25 protein-coding genes are annotated in these 16,729 nt (G+C 49.5%); 1 reads left to right on the top strand and 24 read right to left on the bottom strand.

Annotated features, from left to right (window positions below; all coding sequences use genetic code 11):
- Positions 1–75: 75 nt before the first annotated feature.
- The 18 genes from ABLU80_RS07940 to ABLU80_RS07855 all read right to left on the bottom strand — a co-directional run bounded on the left by ABLU80_RS07940 (position 76) and on the right by ABLU80_RS07855 (position 11,975).
- Positions 76–840 carry a DUF6651 domain-containing protein gene (locus ABLU80_RS07940; protein WP_024359389.1) on the bottom strand — a complete coding sequence of 255 codons (765 nt, stop codon included), beginning with the start codon at positions 838–840 and terminating at the stop codon, positions 76–78.
- Positions 841–946: 106 nt separating this feature from the next.
- Positions 947–2,059 carry a phage minor head protein gene (locus tag ABLU80_RS07935; protein ID WP_063422100.1) on the bottom strand — a complete coding sequence of 371 codons (1,113 nt, stop codon included), beginning with the start codon at positions 2,057–2,059 and terminating at the stop codon, positions 947–949.
- Positions 2,043–3,467: a DUF4055 domain-containing protein gene (locus ABLU80_RS07930; protein WP_045419392.1), complete on the bottom strand. Its 1,425-nt coding sequence runs from the start codon at positions 3,465–3,467 to the stop codon at positions 2,043–2,045. The genes ABLU80_RS07935 and ABLU80_RS07930 overlap by 17 nt, the downstream gene beginning before the upstream one ends.
- Positions 3,468–3,471: 4 nt before the next feature.
- The gene (locus ABLU80_RS07925) at positions 3,472–4,776 is read right to left on the bottom strand and encodes a terminase family protein (protein ID WP_047053455.1); all 1,305 of its coding nucleotides are present in this window, start codon (positions 4,774–4,776) and stop codon (positions 3,472–3,474) included.
- Positions 4,754–5,746, bottom strand: a complete 993-nt coding sequence (locus ABLU80_RS07920) for a terminase small subunit (RefSeq protein ID WP_063422099.1) — start codon at positions 5,744–5,746, stop codon at positions 4,754–4,756. Before ABLU80_RS07920 ends, ABLU80_RS07925 begins: the two co-directional genes overlap by 23 nt.
- Before the next feature lie 200 nt (positions 5,747–5,946).
- Positions 5,947–6,192 carry a DUF2560 family protein gene (locus tag ABLU80_RS07915; RefSeq protein WP_047053459.1) on the bottom strand — a complete coding sequence of 82 codons (246 nt, stop codon included), beginning with the start codon at positions 6,190–6,192 and terminating at the stop codon, positions 5,947–5,949.
- A 799-nt stretch (positions 6,193–6,991) separates the two neighbouring features.
- Positions 6,992–7,186, bottom strand: a complete 195-nt coding sequence (locus ABLU80_RS07910; protein WP_047053461.1) for a hypothetical protein — start codon at positions 7,184–7,186, stop codon at positions 6,992–6,994.
- A complete protein-coding gene (locus ABLU80_RS07905; protein WP_047053462.1) occupies positions 7,137–7,412 on the bottom strand; it encodes a hypothetical protein in 276 nt (91 codons plus the stop codon). Before ABLU80_RS07905 ends, ABLU80_RS07910 begins: the two co-directional genes overlap by 50 nt.
- The gene (locus ABLU80_RS07900; protein ID WP_047077968.1) at positions 7,409–7,756 is read right to left on the bottom strand and encodes a hypothetical protein; all 348 of its coding nucleotides are present in this window, start codon (positions 7,754–7,756) and stop codon (positions 7,409–7,411) included. Before ABLU80_RS07900 ends, ABLU80_RS07905 begins: the two co-directional genes overlap by 4 nt.
- Positions 7,753–8,295: a glycosyl hydrolase 108 family protein gene (locus ABLU80_RS07895; RefSeq protein WP_058675829.1), complete on the bottom strand. Its 543-nt coding sequence runs from the start codon at positions 8,293–8,295 to the stop codon at positions 7,753–7,755. The genes ABLU80_RS07900 and ABLU80_RS07895 overlap by 4 nt, the downstream gene beginning before the upstream one ends.
- On the bottom strand, positions 8,292–8,591 hold the full coding sequence (locus tag ABLU80_RS07890; RefSeq protein ID WP_058675830.1) for a phage holin family protein: 300 nt from the start codon (positions 8,589–8,591) through the stop codon (positions 8,292–8,294). The genes ABLU80_RS07895 and ABLU80_RS07890 overlap by 4 nt, the downstream gene beginning before the upstream one ends.
- Positions 8,592–8,771: 180 nt before the next feature.
- Positions 8,772–9,194, bottom strand: a complete 423-nt coding sequence (locus ABLU80_RS07885; RefSeq protein WP_047053468.1) for a hypothetical protein — start codon at positions 9,192–9,194, stop codon at positions 8,772–8,774.
- 157 nt (positions 9,195–9,351) lie between these two features.
- Entirely contained in the window at positions 9,352–10,173 is an 822-nt protein-coding gene (locus tag ABLU80_RS07880; RefSeq protein WP_348849880.1) for an antitermination protein, read from the bottom strand.
- Entirely contained in the window at positions 10,170–10,310 is a 141-nt protein-coding gene (locus ABLU80_RS07875; RefSeq protein WP_072205588.1) for a YlcG family protein, read from the bottom strand. Before ABLU80_RS07875 ends, ABLU80_RS07880 begins: the two co-directional genes overlap by 4 nt.
- The gene (locus ABLU80_RS07870) at positions 10,307–10,888 is read right to left on the bottom strand and encodes a recombination protein NinG (RefSeq protein WP_047053472.1); all 582 of its coding nucleotides are present in this window, start codon (positions 10,886–10,888) and stop codon (positions 10,307–10,309) included. The genes ABLU80_RS07875 and ABLU80_RS07870 overlap by 4 nt, the downstream gene beginning before the upstream one ends.
- 2 nt (positions 10,889–10,890) lie before the next feature.
- Positions 10,891–11,091: a hypothetical protein gene (locus tag ABLU80_RS07865; RefSeq protein WP_047053474.1), complete on the bottom strand. Its 201-nt coding sequence runs from the start codon at positions 11,089–11,091 to the stop codon at positions 10,891–10,893.
- Positions 11,092–11,095: 4 nt separating this feature from the next.
- The gene (locus ABLU80_RS07860; RefSeq protein WP_047053475.1) at positions 11,096–11,692 is read right to left on the bottom strand and encodes a DUF1367 family protein; all 597 of its coding nucleotides are present in this window, start codon (positions 11,690–11,692) and stop codon (positions 11,096–11,098) included.
- A gap of 34 nt (positions 11,693–11,726) precedes the next feature.
- A complete protein-coding gene (locus ABLU80_RS07855; protein WP_072060198.1) occupies positions 11,727–11,975 on the bottom strand; it encodes a hypothetical protein in 249 nt (82 codons plus the stop codon).
- A 321-nt stretch (positions 11,976–12,296) separates the two neighbouring features.
- On the opposite strand from ABLU80_RS07855, the gene ABLU80_RS07850 reads away from it, so the two are divergent.
- Entirely contained in the window at positions 12,297–13,034 is a 738-nt protein-coding gene (locus ABLU80_RS07850; RefSeq protein ID WP_072205590.1) for a colicin Z C-terminal domain-related protein, read from the top strand.
- 41 nt (positions 13,035–13,075) lie between these two features.
- Here ABLU80_RS07850 and ABLU80_RS07845 read toward each other — a convergent pair whose 3' ends face one another.
- The 6 genes from ABLU80_RS07845 to ABLU80_RS07820 form a co-directional block, all read right to left on the bottom strand.
- Entirely contained in the window at positions 13,076–13,459 is a 384-nt protein-coding gene (locus tag ABLU80_RS07845) for a hypothetical protein (protein ID WP_058675488.1), read from the bottom strand.
- A gap of 534 nt (positions 13,460–13,993) precedes the next feature.
- On the bottom strand, positions 13,994–14,251 hold the full coding sequence (locus ABLU80_RS07840; RefSeq protein ID WP_048228856.1) for a hypothetical protein: 258 nt from the start codon (positions 14,249–14,251) through the stop codon (positions 13,994–13,996).
- Positions 14,244–14,447: a hypothetical protein gene (locus tag ABLU80_RS07835; protein WP_192464256.1), complete on the bottom strand. Its 204-nt coding sequence runs from the start codon at positions 14,445–14,447 to the stop codon at positions 14,244–14,246. The genes ABLU80_RS07840 and ABLU80_RS07835 overlap by 8 nt, the downstream gene beginning before the upstream one ends.
- Positions 14,444–14,812 carry a DUF977 family protein gene (locus tag ABLU80_RS07830; protein WP_058675490.1) on the bottom strand — a complete coding sequence of 123 codons (369 nt, stop codon included), beginning with the start codon at positions 14,810–14,812 and terminating at the stop codon, positions 14,444–14,446. The genes ABLU80_RS07835 and ABLU80_RS07830 overlap by 4 nt, the downstream gene beginning before the upstream one ends.
- A complete protein-coding gene (locus ABLU80_RS07825) occupies positions 14,805–15,548 on the bottom strand; it encodes a replication protein P (RefSeq protein WP_058675491.1) in 744 nt (247 codons plus the stop codon). The genes ABLU80_RS07830 and ABLU80_RS07825 overlap by 8 nt, the downstream gene beginning before the upstream one ends.
- Positions 15,545–16,465 (bottom strand): replication protein, encoded by a 921-nt coding sequence (locus ABLU80_RS07820; RefSeq protein WP_348849879.1) that lies wholly within the window; start codon positions 16,463–16,465, stop codon positions 15,545–15,547. Before ABLU80_RS07820 ends, ABLU80_RS07825 begins: the two co-directional genes overlap by 4 nt.
- Positions 16,466–16,729 lie beyond the last annotated feature (264 nt).

Below are 16,729 nucleotides of genomic sequence, written 5' to 3'. Positions count from 1 at the left end.
CTTGGAGATTAAAATATAGGGTTGGTTGAGCTATCCAGCTCCGGCACCAGCAGCCATCCGGCAGCTGGCAAAGAATTAATCGACGATGGTGATACCGTCTTTGAGAGTTGATTGCTGATCTGTCGGGCTCAAACTGGTAAACGCATCGCGTTTCATCGTTTTCTGCCCGAGTGAATGCTGAGACTGCCGTGAGCCGCCTCCCTGGTTGCCGCTGGCCTTCAGAATGTGGTCTTTCTGTGGGTACTGCTCCACCAGGAACTCCAGCGCCTCATCAAAGGCCGCCAGTTCGCCCGGTTTAGAGCGGGAATAAATTTTGTTGCCTGAACCGTCATAGGCAACGACTTTGCCATCCTCGACTTTGAAGGATTGACCGAACCGCGCCTGAAGCATATCTGCCGGGATTGCTACTTTATCTGCGATGAATTTCGACCCAGAGAAACGGCCGCCGATCATTTCCTGATAAAGCTGGCCTTCAAGGGTCGTCGCACGCTGGGTAGCTTCATCAAGCTGCGCCTGGAAGGATTTGGTGATATCCGCTTTAACCTGATCAACGGCGCCTGCGTCGATCAGTTTTTTCTGGTCGATTTTAGTCATCATCTCCAGCGCTTCGAGCGCCTTTGCCGGATCGCCGATTTTGGCAAACTTAGCCAGACCGGCTTCAGCGGCTTCTTTGGCTTCACGATGAGATTTTGCCTCGCCATTCAGAGAGGAGATTTTCCCAACGGCCTGCACAGCATCAAAACCAACTTCCTGGCCGTCATCGTGGACGTAGACGGGTAAACCGCTGGAATCGACTTCTGCATAGCTTTTGCCGTTAACTTCGACTGTTTTCAGTTTCATGTGGTTACCTTTTCGGTGGTCATCCGACCGTTGCACCGCTCACCATCCGGATCACGGCAATAAAAAAGGCCGCCCGGAGGCAGCCTGATTGAAGACTTAAAAAGCTTTAAAGTCTGGCGTTGCTGAACGCCTGAGCATCCAGGTTACGAAGTTGCTCCAGAGTCAGCCATTCGCCCTTGTCGTTGTAGAGGTCATCAGGCGACATGCCGCCGTCACGAATCAGCCGGGCCCGGGTTACGCCAACGATCTGGGACTGTCGCGTGAACGACTGGCGCGAGAACCAGCCCTGATAATCGGTATCCAAAGGCATCTGCCCGTCCATGCTGGCGCGTGAGCTATTTGATATTTGCCCTACAGCAATACCGAGCTCATCAGACGATTTCAGGATGTAGGTTTCGACGCTGCGACAGCAGAAATGGATTTTCCCGGGTCCCTGCAGATACGGCACCTTATGGCCGATCGGCTTGTTATCCAGTGTGTACTTGAGGCGGTCGCGAATCCGACAGTCTTTTGATGTACGGTTATCCAAAGTGGATAACCACTGCTTACCCTTCAAAATGTCATCGTTCGCGTCTGCAAAGCTTTTCCTGGCAGTCGAAGCAAGATGCCCTACAGCCGTTTTTGCAATACTGCCAGCATTGGAGCGGCTCATCTGCAGCGCGCCATCCTGATAGCCACGGTTAGCATGACCCCGGACCTTTCTGGCGATTTGCTCATGGGTATCGCCCAGGAGAAAACCCTGCCGCACTGTATTGGATATTCTAGCCATCCTGTCAGCTTCAAGGTTATCTGCCCACTCCGAAAGCAGGCGCCCCTGAAACGGCTGTGCCATCGCAGTTGCATAAACGACATCCGGTGAAATGCCCACCAGTGGATGAAGCGATAGAACATCATCGGGGATCGCAAACTGGAACAGGCTCATCTGAAAGCCTGCTTCGTGCTGGGCGAGTTGCTGCAGCTCATCAGATAGGCCCGCGTACATTGACTGCACAGCCTCACGATTGAGAGCTCTGACACTAACGAGCAGCGCTTCCATTCGCGACACGGTAAAGCTGTCAGCATCCAGGCTATCCATCGCCACCAGCAATCTGGCTGTCAGTTCCGCATCGCTGTCATTCAGGATTTTTATCATTCTGTTTGCAACGCTGGTGCTGTACCGCGCTACCCATATCGCATGCGCTATCGATTCATCCTGAAGCTTGTCATTCGCCGTTGCCATTTGCACCCCCCTGGTTACTCAGCCCGCCGGCAAGCGTGACCTGCTGATTCCGCAACTCGTCGATTACCTCTTCGGGCTTCGCGTCCGGATCGATAAATTTGAGGGCCTGCAAAACGCGAACAGCATCAACCTGACGTATATCCCCCCCCTGACGGAGCGACTGAACAGCCGTTGCAGCTGCGGCATCAAACGTCTGGGCTGAAACGTCCAGTTCGGTGCGTACATCGACATTGCCGCCTTCTTTCTCGCCCAGCCATTCCGCCATAATCTGCAGGATATTATCGAGCGCATCCTCAAGCGAGCTTGCCATGGTGTAGAGAGGTGAATTCTCCTGCATCCGCTCTTCGTGAGTCTGGTCTAAGGATTTAGTCGATGTGTTTTCCGCGCGCAGCAATTTTGCGCCGGCCTGACGCATCTGGTTTTCCAGATCCTCAAGGGAAATCTTACCGGCTTCAATCGCAGCCCCGGTATGCTCGACATATTCCAGTCCCTGCCGCTGGCGGTCATCGAAACGAGTCGCAGAGGAAGAACCTATCGTCAACGTTTCGCCATCAGCCAGACCGTAAGCCACCAGCAACGGCACACGAGCGACATGCAGGATGTTGTCCTGTTCACTCTGACTCTGCCAGTGCTTGATATTCAGTAAAGCGAGATTAAGCAGTGGCGGTGAACCGCGCATAAAGCCTGTTCGCTTCGTGTAAAGCGTCACCAGGGGAATATCATCGCGACTGGTTTCCCACTCGTCGTGAATCTGCCACTGGCTTTCACCATTTTCACCTTTATTTCGGCGATAAATTTCAACCTTACCCGGCATGATATGGCGTATTTGCTCAACTTTCGTTTGCCCGTAATCATCGCCATCAATAATGATGACCTCTCTGATACGCAGATCGGTCAGCACCACTTTCCCTTTAACCACTTTCGATTTCCAGCCGATGACCTGGCGAGGATTTAACATCGTAGCATACGGGCGGGATCCCGCGGCTTTTTCGTCGGCTTTAGTTTTTACTGCCTCCGGGTCAATTTTCGGGAAGTCCACCAGCGCATGTACCAGACCATACTGGAATCCGATGCTGAAAAATTGCTGTGCCCAGACATCGAGCCGGTTTCCTTCCATATCAATATCTGGCGACAACTCTCGTATTTGTTCAGGAGAGTCCTCACTCAATACCGTCGGCTCAGCAAACACTCGCCCGATGTTTTGTTTAATGGCCTCTTCATAGGCAGGTAGTAACGTTGCCGAAGCTAAACGCTCCTTATAGCTTTCAGGATCTTCGTTCGGCCATTTCGGGAGATACTTCTTGCCCTGCCGGCGCATTTCCAGCGTGCCGCCCATCAGCGCATCATTAATATCCCATGCCTCAACCATATCGTTATAGTCGAGGTTGGGCGTTGAAATATCAGGCATGTTTTTACATCCGCAGTTGGGTGACTTTTCCGGTTGGTTTGATGATCGGGAATTGCTTCACAATGAAATACCCGCCGGCATCGTTAGGGTGATCGTTATCCGCCGTTTTATCCGGCTCACCGTTCTCGGCCCAGACCTGTTGTTCGAGCGATTCTGCGTACACCGGGCAGCGCTGTACGTTCACCTTGTAGCGACGTTCGCCGTTGCCATTGCAGAACATGGCATTCATCGAGTTGATGCGGTCTTTCACTGGTGGGTTTGATGCATTAACAACCACATTGAAGCCAGCCTGCTTAAGCTGGGCGATATCAGTGGCGCTGGCATTGCTGGATTTACGAGAATCACCGGAAGCATCCGGATAGATATAGATTTCACGCACCTTGCGATAATCTTTGCCGTCGTACAGCCAGAACCGTTCTTTGATGATGCGAATCATGTCAGGGGTATCGTAAGCCTTCACGATTTCATTCACCGCAAACGGAAGCCCCAGACGTAACACGTGAACAATCCCGGCCATCTTCCCGACGTTAAAATCCATACCAATATACAGAGGCTCGCCGGGCTGCTCCTCTTCCCGGCAGTTATTCAGCTTACGATCGAACTGATGGTAAATCGTCCCGCTGGTCAGGTTGGTGAACTGGCCACGCAGATAAGCCTTTATCAGTTCCGGCGGGTATGACTCCATCAATGACGGGATGTAGTCCGCCGGCAAGTTCTTTTCGTTGTCGAACGTCGAGGCCTGAACCAGTCCGTACAGCGTTGAGAGAGAGGGTTTATCACGCACAGCCTTTGCGAACTGCTGATAAACGAATTTAAACCCTTCCGGCGTCGTGGTGACGTCTATTCCGTTACGCAGGCCGGGCACCTTGTAACGCATACGCGCGATGATTTTTCGCCAGGCTAATTGCGCCTTTTGCGCGGGCATCACGTCCAGCTCATCAATCAGCGCGTTACCAATTTTAAAACCAACGATGGTTTGTGGTTTCTCCATCGAGCGGCAGATCGTGGTTCCGCGATACTGGCGCCCGGCGTAGAAGTGAACCTCTTTGTTCCCCTCGTTGATTTTGACATTCAGCCCCCAGTCATTGGCTACTTCCTCAACGGTGGGATAAAAGATGTCACGGATCTGCGGATACGTAGGGGCAAAGTAACCCTGGTTGATTTTTGGGTGTTCCCACATTCCTTTGCAGATGCCGCCACAACCGACCCATGTTTTGCCAGAACCGAAGCCGGCGACATAGGCCTTAAACTTGTACTGCATCGCAAGGAATTTGGCCTGAGGAACGTTAAGCGTCGGTGCTATCGCCATCCTCTTCCCTCACTCGCGCATCGACTACGTTGATATTGATCGCAACTGGCGTTGGCTCGTCATCTTCCGGGTCAGCGGCCAGTTCTTTGCGAAGTTTGTCGATCTCCAGCTGCCGGCGCTCAATTTCTATCTGCTGCAGGCGCTGGGCGAATTCACTATCAGCCAGGCCGAGACGCTTCATCACCGCCTCGAACATTCGCTCGCGGCTGATAGCGGTTATCTCCACACCGTTCTTTCCGAGCTTCACGCCGGAATAGGCAAGCGCTGCATCAGGCTCCAGCTTGCGCGTATCAGCGAAGAAAGGCTGGCCGATACCATCCCCATTGCAGCGAGGACATTCCGGGTTAGGTGCGCTAGTGTGGTCGTAGCCGTATCCCCCATCATCCAAAGGTTCCCGACGTTTACGCTCAAGTGCTTCGAGGCGCTTCTCTTCGTACTCTACGGCATCGCGCCACTGATACTGATGACCGAAGCCCCAGCAGTAACGGCAGCTCCCGCGGCGATACTGAGAAAGCTGGTTGGCGTCGAACGTTGCCAGCCGCCACATCTGCTCAAGCACTTCATCGGCACTTCCCAGCGTGCGCACGATGGATGCTTTCTGCTGCTGCGCAATGGCCTGCGCAACGTTAGGATTCGTTAGAAGCTGACGGCCATAGTTTGGGTCGCTATAACCCGCTCGCTCTGCGGCGGCAGTGGCGTTATTGTCCTTGAGGTATTCGGCAATGAAGCGCTTTACCTTTGGACTCAGTTTGCTATCCACCAGCTCTTCTGCGCACTTTTCCTTTTGCGCAGTGCGCAATTTCTTCTGCGCAGGTTTTTGCGCAGTTTGCGCAGTGGGTTTCTTGATATATCGGCGGGCAGTAGCGTAATTCAGTCCCTGCGCTTCACACCAATCCTTCGGTGATACGCCGGTTGCGGCATGATCGGACAGGAACCGTTGCTGAAGCTCGCCCCAGTCCGGCTTTGCCATGGATTACTCCAATAAAAAAAGCCACCAGCGAACGCCTGTGGCCTGTGTGGGTTGTGGTGTACATATTGGCTCGGGTGTGCCTCTCTCTGTAGGGTAGCCATCGTGATAGTTGCGTTCTATCTCCTGCTTCTTTGACGATTAACAAGTACACCACAAATCGTCATTATCACATGCACTCATAGAATGCCTGCTGTAACGACTTAACTGGACTGCTCCGTGACTGTATCAAACAGTGCCAGCGCTTCGGTTGCTTCCTGAATCGCCTTTCGGGTTTTCGAGACAATCTCACTTTCCGTGTAAACACGATCGAAAGAGTCTGCAAAGAGCTCTGCTTTGAGATAGCTATCGCCAACCCAATCAATGGCCAGCTTAGCCGCGGCAGTGTCGTAGTTAACTTTCTTGATGATATCTAGGCGGATTTGTTCGGATGCGGTGATCTCTGACATGTCTTACCTCTGTGCGATGTGGGGCATTATCGAGGTCACTCTGAGAATGGCCTCTGTGATACATTCGCATTTATCCTTGCCACGTATACAAGCAGAGCGGTTACCTACAGGATACTTGTTGCGCACAATAAAAAAGGCCGCATAAAGATGCGACCTTTGGTTAATACCAGTTAGAAAACTAAAATCTCTAAGGAGCCACCCGGGTGAGACTTTTCTGCTTAATAACTGACCTCTGCCATTTCGGTGTTAGCTGGCAGTAGTTACGAGATGATAGCTTCATTTTGGCTATCGATATCATTTAATTACTGAAAAAGCCCTTTATATTAATTATTCACTACTATCCAGAACATTGAACCAGAACAAAAGATGTATATGCTGTTCTTTTGATACCAATGATCAATTCGCTCCAACCAAGTGGGTTGCTAACAAATTACTCGAGGGTTCCTTAGACAGTGACCCATATATTTAAATGCTCAATGTAGCGCTGGATAGGAACATAGATAACCATTCCGTTAGAAAGATCAACAGACTTGATAACACACCCCTGTGGCGCAAAATATTCCCCATCAGAATGAGGCTGGATTGAGTGTTCGTCTCCGTAACGATAATCGTGGGGAAGTTTAGGAAGTGAATTTTTCGTCATGGGCAGCTTCTTAGATTGAAGGAATTTAAAAATCAATAGTGCATTAGCGCCCATGAATTAGATACAAACTTTTCATTGTTTACCGCTCTATTGTCTCGCTTTCAGATTTTTACTAATGTGGCAGTATATATATCAATAAGTTAGACCTTCTCTGTATTACTTAGCACCCTTCTCTGTAATTTGCGAGCAATTGGCCAGCACTGATTTGTTGTGCGCCAGAATGTCGCGCTTGGTCTGCTTATCCAGCACATTGATATCGTGGTCGGTCAGGTAGATGATTCGTACCCAGTTGCAGGCCGTATCAACCACCACCGGGGCGGGTAAACTTTTCGCGCAGCTCCCGATCAACATCGTCATCAGGCATATGGCTAACTGTCTGCTGTACATTGCAGGCCTCTCTTGTGGCTTCCTCTTTCCGTTCAGACGCGGCGACGCTAGCAGCGGCTTTCTCTTCAGTACGCGTTTGTGCTGATTTGGCTTCTGCCTTGCTGGTACCGCGAGCATGGCCAATACCGAATGCACCAGCGATAGCACCCAGGATAAGGACCACCAGCTCAGCAATAATTTCAAAACTCATTGCTTCGGCTCCTTCTGTTTGTCGGCCTTATCTTTCAATGCCGGCTGCCGTACATATTGTGAGAGCACCGCCAGCACTACCAGCGCAGGGCTAATTAGTGCAACGATATTTGGCGGAAGGATGTTTTTGATATCCGGCGGCAGCATTGCCCAAGCATGAAGCGCGGCATCCGGGAATGACTGCGCCCATACACCGACCAGCGCGCCAGCAGTCCCCAGACGAACAGACCAAGTTCTAAGTAACAGGCGAGCATGTCCCACAAACTCAATCCGGGTATACTTTCTTAACAGCAACAACGTTAAAACAACCACCAGCGCAAGCAGAAAGAAGATAATTAGCTTCATAGGTTTACTCTCTCCTTCACCCACCCGAAGAGAAATTCTTCATTGGCTTCCCGCGCTTCCGCAAGTTCGAGATACCGTGCGCCCTGACTGCAGTTCAACCCTTTCTGTATCACCGTGACCCCTGCGCTACCCCGTACGGCTAGGTAACTGCGCAGCGCGGCGATCGTGATGTTCCCAATGACGCCATCCGGTTTCAGGTCGGGATATAGTTTGCCGCGTTGGTTCAGTGCCGTCAGCCAACGCTGAAGGAACGTTGTGGAAACACGCGGCCCCATGTTGACGCCGGTATCGCATAACTCTTCTGCGATTGATGGTGACAATTCGGCGATCTTGTCAAATTTGGGCTCCAGCCAATACTGCTGCATATAGATTTCTTTCGCAGTTTCCCGAGGGAGCTCTTTCATATCGCCTTTGTAACCGTATGCACGCGCTGTGTTCTGCGTGATACCCCAGCGAGTAGGGCCGCCTTTATCAGAGGGGTGATCGACATAACCACCCTCTTTGCCGAGGATACCCTCGATAATCTTGTCTGCTGTCATTGTGCTCTCACTCCGGTGATTCGCTCCCAGAAATACGTGAGCGCTACAGAACCCATAGTCCCACTGATACCGGCAGTGGCCAGAATCATGTAAATACTTAGGCCGCCTTCTATGCTGACAAGCCCACCGATGACACCGGTGAATCCTGAAACCACGATTTGCGCGAGAGCGTTAATCCAGCTCCAGGTAGCTTTGTTTTGCTTAACGTCAATCAGGTATCGGACAAGACCGCCCCAGCATGACAGAGCAAGGACAATCAGCCATGAGACTCCGGCAATGCTTTCTTTATCTTGCATACGTTTAGCCATATCACCTCCGAAAAAACGGGGTGCTGTGTGTGTTTGAAAGGGTCAGGACCGTTGGGCTGATTTATCAACCAAGCTCGTCGCAGATGATTCCCGTGAGCCTGATATAAAAAAAGCCGCCAAAAGGCAGCTTTAATGAAGTTGTTATACTGATGTGGCTCGATAGTAGATTTAACCTTTATCGCTTAAGGTGCACGTCCCTTTCTCCAGAGGGTTGTGCACGTCCGACCCTACCAAGTCGTTCGTAATACTGTAAGTTAGCAACTTTGCCTTTTTATTGAGAATCATAGAGATTGCGGGTCCTGATATTTTTTTCTGGCTATCCATATTGCCAAACACATATATATCCTCAATCTGTCCATCCTTATTAGGCGATGAACCATTGAAATACAGCTCAATGCCATAATGCTCTCCCTCCTTATCTTTCCAGCTAGCATAACGATGCCAGCCATCTTGTTTCTTCACATCTTGCCAAGTAACAATAGTGTTGTTTTTAGAATGTTCTGGAGAGCATTTGAAAACCATCATCGTTGGCTGGTTAGTGGCATGCGCGGAAGCCACTAAAAACAATGCTGGGAAAATAATCTTTCTCATAATATCGCCTGATGCAAAGCAGGGAATTATACACATGCGAATGGCAATGGTAATTTATGTCCATAAAAAAACCCGCTCGCTGGCGGGTTGATCAACGGTGAACAGACAATGCCCATCGTTAGAACAAATTAACACGAATTCGGGAAAAGTAAATATCTCAGCGCGTTATTTGTTTGAGCTGTCCCTCCGCCCATGCCTCTTCTATATCGAATTTAGTGATCAGTTCGTCAAAAAATGGTTTAACCGTCTTCTTCCATGTATCCAGGGTGATGGCATCCGTTACCTGGCAAATGGCACTGTGCACAGCAGTGGAGAGGATTCGCTCATACCCACGACCACCACAGCGCTTGCAGTTGCCCATGACAGGCACTCCCTGCTTCTCCGTCTCATCCTGGTTCACTACCTTCCCCCGACCGTGGCAGTCGTTACAGGCAGCGCTAACAGTCCCTTTTCCCTTGCACTTTTGGCAAAGCACCCGGACCTGCTCCCGAACCGACTTCACCTCCTCCCAGTATGATGGATAGATCCCCTTTGTAACTTTGACCCACTTCGGCGGTTTGCCGTCCGGATACGATACTTTGTTGGTGAAGACCTCTACGTCGATGAATCCGGAACCGCAGCAGCAGTCACATTTTTTTTTGCTGGAAGCGCTTCGCGAATAGTCCTCAAAGGCGAACGTTGCGAGGATCTGAATAACCTGAGGTTTTACGTTCGTCGCGAGCTTGCGCAGCGCGGCAACTTTATCGCATTTTGTCAGCGCATATTCAGCTAATAGACCGATAGCTCGTTCTCGATCATTGTTGCTAATGCCCATCTTGCCCAGAAAAGCGCTATACCCCATAGCAGCACGTTCCTGTGTCATGCCCATTGCAGCCATAATGTCAGTGCCGGTTAATGAGTCTGATGTCGTCACTCGTGGAGAATCGCTAATCATAGTGGACTTCGCGAAGTGGTATTTCACTGTATTTTCGAGGTTCATGCTATTTCTCCAAGAGACTGATAAATGCGGACAAAGTTTTTCAAAATGCGATAATCGGTCATTACTGTTCCGCGGCACCGGAAAAGGCGGAGCTTTTGCCAGCGTTCGCGGATACGTTCGATAACGTCACGGCTCATGCGGCCTCCCGTTGTTTTATTAGCGCACGGCGTAGTGCGCTGTAATGGCGCCTGATGCCTTCCAGTTCTTCGATGGTGTATCGGTGAGGGGTGTTGTTGTTTTCCAGCGCCTCGACGCGCTCAGCGCCGATTTTCTCTACCAGACCAATGCGGCACTGCTGCTGGTTTCCTGACAAATTCACGTTGCAGTGATGGCACTGCTTGTGAATGTTGTCCTCGTGGTAGCGCAGGTGCGATGCTTTACCGCGGGAACGGTAATGACCAGCTTCCCACTGAACCGTGTCAAACGTGCCGCAACTGATGCAAGGCAAGTCGTAGTCTCGTTCGCGGATATAGTCGTTAACGACACGCTGGGTCATATCCTCCCAGTGTCTGAGAGGTTTCACCGCGGCTTTGCGTTTGCGCCATTCGGCGCGCTCTTTCTTCGCTTTCGCCTGAGCCTGCTTTTCGCGTTTCTTCTCAAGTTCCAGCATGGCAAATTCAGCGCCATGCTCAGGACAGCACCAGCGATGATTTTCGAATGCAGGAGTGAATTTCACCCGACATATTTTGCAGCGTCGTTGGGGTCTCTTTGCCATGTTCACCCCCACATCCGGTTGCGCCAGCGGGAATCAGGCCGCGGTGGATTCCTGTCTTCCACCAGCTCAACGCTGACGGTCCAGGTCGTAAAATCTTGGTTTAAACTACGTTCGACCTTTACCCCGCGTTTGCGGTACTTATCCATCAGTTCATCGGCCTGCTGGGTTGTGCAGTCGTGATGGTGAAACCATGAATATTTCATCGCCTCACCCCGCAAAGCTGAGCAATTGAGACGCTGCATTTTCAGCAGCTTCACGACTGGCGAATTTTTGGGACAGAATCCACCGCCAGAGCACATCTAATGATGCCTGGTAAAGCTGGTGGAATTCGGTTTCGTCCATACTGGCGAAGGAAATGCTACGGGGATGCTTTTTCAGAGTGCCATCCGGCAGCTGAAGCGCATCGTAATGGCCAGCTTCGACGATTACCCATGAGCGATAGGCGTCAAAGGATTTGCAGATGCTGATGCTTCCGGCTCGTTTTTCTGCGACGCGGTCAAGATACTGCTCGGCGATATCCTGGAATACCGATTCATTGCCGCCATGGGATGCAAGGAATTTGGAATAACCGAGAATCAGCCTGCGCTCGTTCGAAGAGATTGCACCGCCGGTAGGCTCCCAGTATTCAAAGCCCAGATTGAGTAATGCGAAATATCGGCGGTGAAACGCCGGATTGCGGACAAGTCTATATTCGGCCTCCAGGACGGCGCCGAGTTTGCATTTTGATTGTAGAAAATCGCTGGTCTCCGGCGTTGCGGGGATCAGGATGCCTTGAGAATGTTTTATTAAGTGCAATTGCGCCATGGTTTCTCTCCGTGGCGCAGTAGGTAACGGTTGTTCAGGCCGTTGATTTCATATTATCAGAAGGTGGAATAACACGATAGCCGAGTCGTTCAGCAAACCTCATAAATCCATTTAAGGTAAATATTTCTTCTTCTGGCAATAATGGGCGCATGGAGATAATACCATCGGACCTATAAACGAGATGCCTTCCCGTTGAAGGAAAGCTACATATAACGACCCCATCAGTCCGCCTTACTACATCGTACCAAGCCTGATCATTAGGAGTTTCAAAACAAATCGTCACGTTCCCTCCCTGAGTGACCTGCAGACGTACTCACATAACGCCAGTTCCGCAACTGTAGATGACTTTATCCACTTATTCATTTTCAGTTCGGTGTACATTAACACCCCCAAAACACTGTATATACAAACAGTACACTCAAAAATAATATTGTTCAACCTTAAGGTCAAATGTCTGAATGATGCGCATAACAGGCTAATGACTGTTCCAACCTAAAAAAAACTCCAGACTTGTTGACAATGATTATCAACAACAATACAGTAGAAATGCTGGTTATTTATACAGTATTTTATTTACAACTTTAAACGTCAAAGAGGAATTATCATGGCTGATGAAACCATGGTTGTAACAGGCACTGCATCACCCAGTTTTGGACAAGACTTATCTATTCCAGGTGGTTCGAATGCCCCACACGTACCTGTGACTGGTCACATTAAAGGAGGAGTCAATTTCCCAGTCGCTATTACCCCAGACGGGTGGCCAGTAGATATCTCTGAAAGGAAGAAAAGTGAAATCAGACCAGACGTTGATTCATTACCAGTTGACACCAAAGTCGTAGTGGAAAATGGTACACCTGCCAATGGATATCGATTAGTAACGAACTATATCCCCATCGGGCAGGTTGAAGAACGTATTACTGTTTTAGCGAAAAAGTATCATAATCAACAGCCGCGCTTAATTCTTACCGATGGTTTATCCATCAGTTTCGATAGTTTTCATCAATTATTTGCTTTCGCTAATCGTTCTAAAGCTCGTGGAACACCCGGTGGTCAGAATCATGGCGCCTCCACACAAGCATGGGCACCTCCGCTCACTTGGGGTCCATGGGTTGATTTAGCTTCGCATGTTGGTGTTGACGTATATACAATCAATTTTGATACTGTGTCTGAAGCTCCATCAACTTTTTCTATACAAATTGAGTATGCCGGCACAAATGGTATGGTTACGATTAATACTTTAGGCCCTGGTTCATATCAAGTAACAGATAATAATGGTGCAGGAACTGATCGTATTCGTTTTAAGAGCCATACGATCGGGCAAAATATTAGCATTCAATATTAACTAGTAAATACAGGGCGCCTTTTACAAGGTGCCCATTTATGTTATTCATAAAACCCATAAATACTATGAGCCGTATCTTTATTAGGTACGGAAAGATTAAATCCGTCTTCTGTTTTTATCTGTGATGCAATTTTAGCATTTAGGAGAGCCTGACTATTGAAAGTGACGACTAGATTTTTTCCTATATTATCAGAGATAAGCTTGTCGAATTTTTGAGAGCAGACTTCACTCTTTTTGACTTTTATAAAAACGCTGGGAGAGGATGCATCTTTAAATGAAACATCATCAATACAATCTTTTTTCAATGTGAAGGTTTCATCCCCTGCACTGAAACTGAGCTCTCCGTTTTTAGCATGAGCGCTACATGAGGCGATGAATACCGCTGCCAGCAATACAGGTAATATGTTTCCAATCTTTTTCTTCATCACTATCTCCATATGCTATCGAGTTATAAAAATTCGCTCACTTACTTCCATTTTTATATTAATATACAGCAAAAAAGAGCATTTGCTAACTTTGAAAGAGCCCTGAACCTAAGAAATACTCATCTTCATAGCAGGGAAACTGATGCTCTCTTATTACGCTATACAAATGATCACAGCAAAGCCAATAGTCTGTGCTGCCTCAATTCACGTAACCCCCTTAGTAACTGACTAGCCTCTTCGGTTTCTTCTTCAAGCCAAATTCAGACATTGTTGCATAGTGTGCTTGTAATTTTGCGATGATAGCATTCAATTCTTCATCAGTCAGAACGTTGTCAGTCATCAATTCTTCTCCGTTCAATACCTGTATCGATTATGGACTTTCGCAGTATGCGACTCTCTGAACGGCATTGTAATATTTCAATTAGTATTAAACTAAGCCTTGTACTAGCTGGAATTTAGAAGGGAAAGGTTGAGTATCATGACGACCATTCCTTGATAGTTTATAACATCCTCCCCGCCATACGGTGGTTTGTTTCACACCGACTCTAGCCTATCTAAGGCTCTGGCTATCTCTTCGAAAAAGCCATCTCGGGTATGGCTGGTCATTGCTGGTAAAAATACGGCCATCAGCCTGTTTGTGTTGCAGTTCTCATCGTCTGCGAACAGAGCGATTTTTTTATCCAAGCGCACCTTCGCTTCCTGCAACTGCTCGTTTTTCTTGTTAGTGCGCTGGATATAGTCAGCGATGATTTCTATTGCCTTGTTTGTGTATTTTTCGACGTGCTCAGTCATGTGAACCACCTATCGCCTCAATCGTTTCCAACAACAACCGGCGGCGCGTATTCTCAGCAAAATGACGGCGCCCGGTTTCTTTGTGGTAAAACTCGTTTTTGCTGACTACCCACATCCTTTCCGTTGCGTGCAGCTTTTTCCGTTTCGGACCGTCTTTGGTTATTACGATCCCGGTATGAGTTTTCAAAATTGTCATATGCCCTCCCGGTACGAAGGGCATGGCCTGCTGGAATAAATGGCCTCCTGAACATCCAGGACCCGTTGGAATACCGGACTCCCCAACAGGCTGTAATTCATCCCAACAACTGCTTTCGGCACCAGACCAAATCGTTTCATGTCAAAATCGATGATGGCGCGCTGATCGCGGAATAAACCGGATCGGCCATGACGAACGACTTCTCCAGTGGCTTCCGCCTCGCGGAAATACTTCAGGACGGTATCGCGGCTTAACCCCAGTTTTTTCATTGCATCGCTGGTCGTCAGGCGCCCCTGATGTTTCGTGATACGAATCACTGCGCGGACATACTCCCGGCGCTCAGCAGTTGAAAATGCTTTAGCCATGATTGCGCCCTCTTCCCAAACCGAACTTCGCGCGAATCTCAGCAATTTTGTTTAACCCCTGCTCGTTGCTTAGCGGACGTCCGCCGAGTTTTGGGATCTGCTTAATCGGTTCTGGAATCGTTTCTCCGGCGTTCAAGCGACGAACCATACGCAACAGTTCATCCGATGCTTTACGACGCAGTTCTGAATCGCTGAGGCCATTTGCGCGCATATCGGTGTACAGTCCCGTGACCATCCAGTAGCAGGCTTTGTGCTTCAGCGTGGCCGGGATGACTTTGTGCTCAGGCCAAGGATATGACTCTGCGTCGGGGTACTGTCCGCGAGTTCGGCAATACTGGTAGACCATATCAACCAGTTCATTCGCATCTGGCAGTCCAGCAGAAACAGCCTGTTCTGAACGGCACCAGGCGACGAACTGTCCCGGCGACGGCATAAACGGTTTTTCCTGTTTGCGGGCAACACGCATTCCGGCGTTAATCTGCTCCATGGTGGTGATCCCGCTCTCTTTGAACGCAAGAAGCCATTGCCGGCGCATCTCGTTGAGGTCTTCTGCAGACTTGCTGGCCAGTGCCGGGAATACGGCGAGCAGTTGGCGAAACAGTTCGTTGAATATCTCAGCCGTTTTAGTCGCCTGATGTGCAAAGCTATGCGCATCCTGCATTTCAGGCATGCCGGCGGCGATACGCTGGAAGTTCTTCCGGTCAAAGTTATGCATGCTTTCTGCGAGAGATTTCATTCAAGTACCCCCTTGATCCAGTCGGTATTGTCCAGCGCAGCTGCACAGGATTTCGCGTGTAGTGGGTTTGGGTTGCGCTGACGTTTAGTCGTGAGCTTATCCCACTGTTTTCGCAGGCTGGTGGGGCTCAGAATGTTGTTCTGCCAGAAGCTGTCTTCGTTGGCCCACTTGAACAATTCGCAGATTTCGTAATGACTGCGCTTGTCCTGCATGCGCATCAGACGGATGGTGTTTGCCCATTCAACCCAGTTCGGTTCTGAGAGTGAGGCATTCACTGTGAGGGCTTTATCGAAAATCCATCGCGCGGCTTTGAGGTCGTCAGCTGTTCCCCAGGATTTTCCCGCAGGGGTATAAATCCCATCGGACGCTTCTGGATGACGAGAGAGAAACTTCAAAGTTTCCTCGTTTCGGGATTCTTTAGAATTCCGAGACGAAGAAGATCTTTTACTATTGTTCTTGTTCTTGTATTGGGTGTCTCCCGTTTCCGGGAAAGGTTTTCCCGTTTTCGGTAACACTCTTCCCGATTCCGGGAAGAGTTTTCCCGTTTTCGGTTTGTCTAAAATCCACTCAGACAGCTCAGTATTTATACCGACAATTTTCATCACTCCCTGCTTATGAGCGAAGATAATTTTCCGTTCCGCGAGAGATTTGATTGTGTCGGAAATATGCGACTCTCCGAGGTCTGTAAGCTCAGCAATCACCGTGTTAGTTACTCGGTCCTGCTTCTTGTTCCATCCATAGGTAAGCCAGATAACAGCCTCAAGACACTGCCACTCACGACCAGACATCCGCAGACGTGGCTTGAGCTTCTGTATCTCGTTTGCAATCTTGGTATACCCGTTAGCCAGGTCGGCCATTTGACCTCCCGAACGCTCGGTTTTAATCGGAAAATTGATAACTTCAGCGGTATTTGACATACTCACTCCGTGAACTAAGAGTCCTTTTTTCACACCCCGAAGACTGGCTGTGTTGGCGCACAACAGTCTTCACCCACTCAGAACAACCCAACCTGGTTATTCCCCTTACGGATTGATTTCTTTGCTTCTCGCTTTTCTGCAGCACTGGTTTGCTTCTCAGCCCACAGCCTGGCGTGGCGCATAACATCATCAAAAATGCCTCCCTTACGACTGGCCTGTGACATGCGCTTGTACATATCGACAGCCTGAAATGCCCCCCCTGAG

It is taken from the genome of Klebsiella sp. CN_Kp104, assembly GCF_040064515.1.
In the GTDB taxonomy this organism is placed as follows: Bacteria; Pseudomonadota; Gammaproteobacteria; order Enterobacterales; family Enterobacteriaceae; genus Klebsiella; species Klebsiella aerogenes.
Note: the sequence above shows the minus strand (reverse complement) of the source record. Positions and strands in the feature narration are given on the sequence as shown.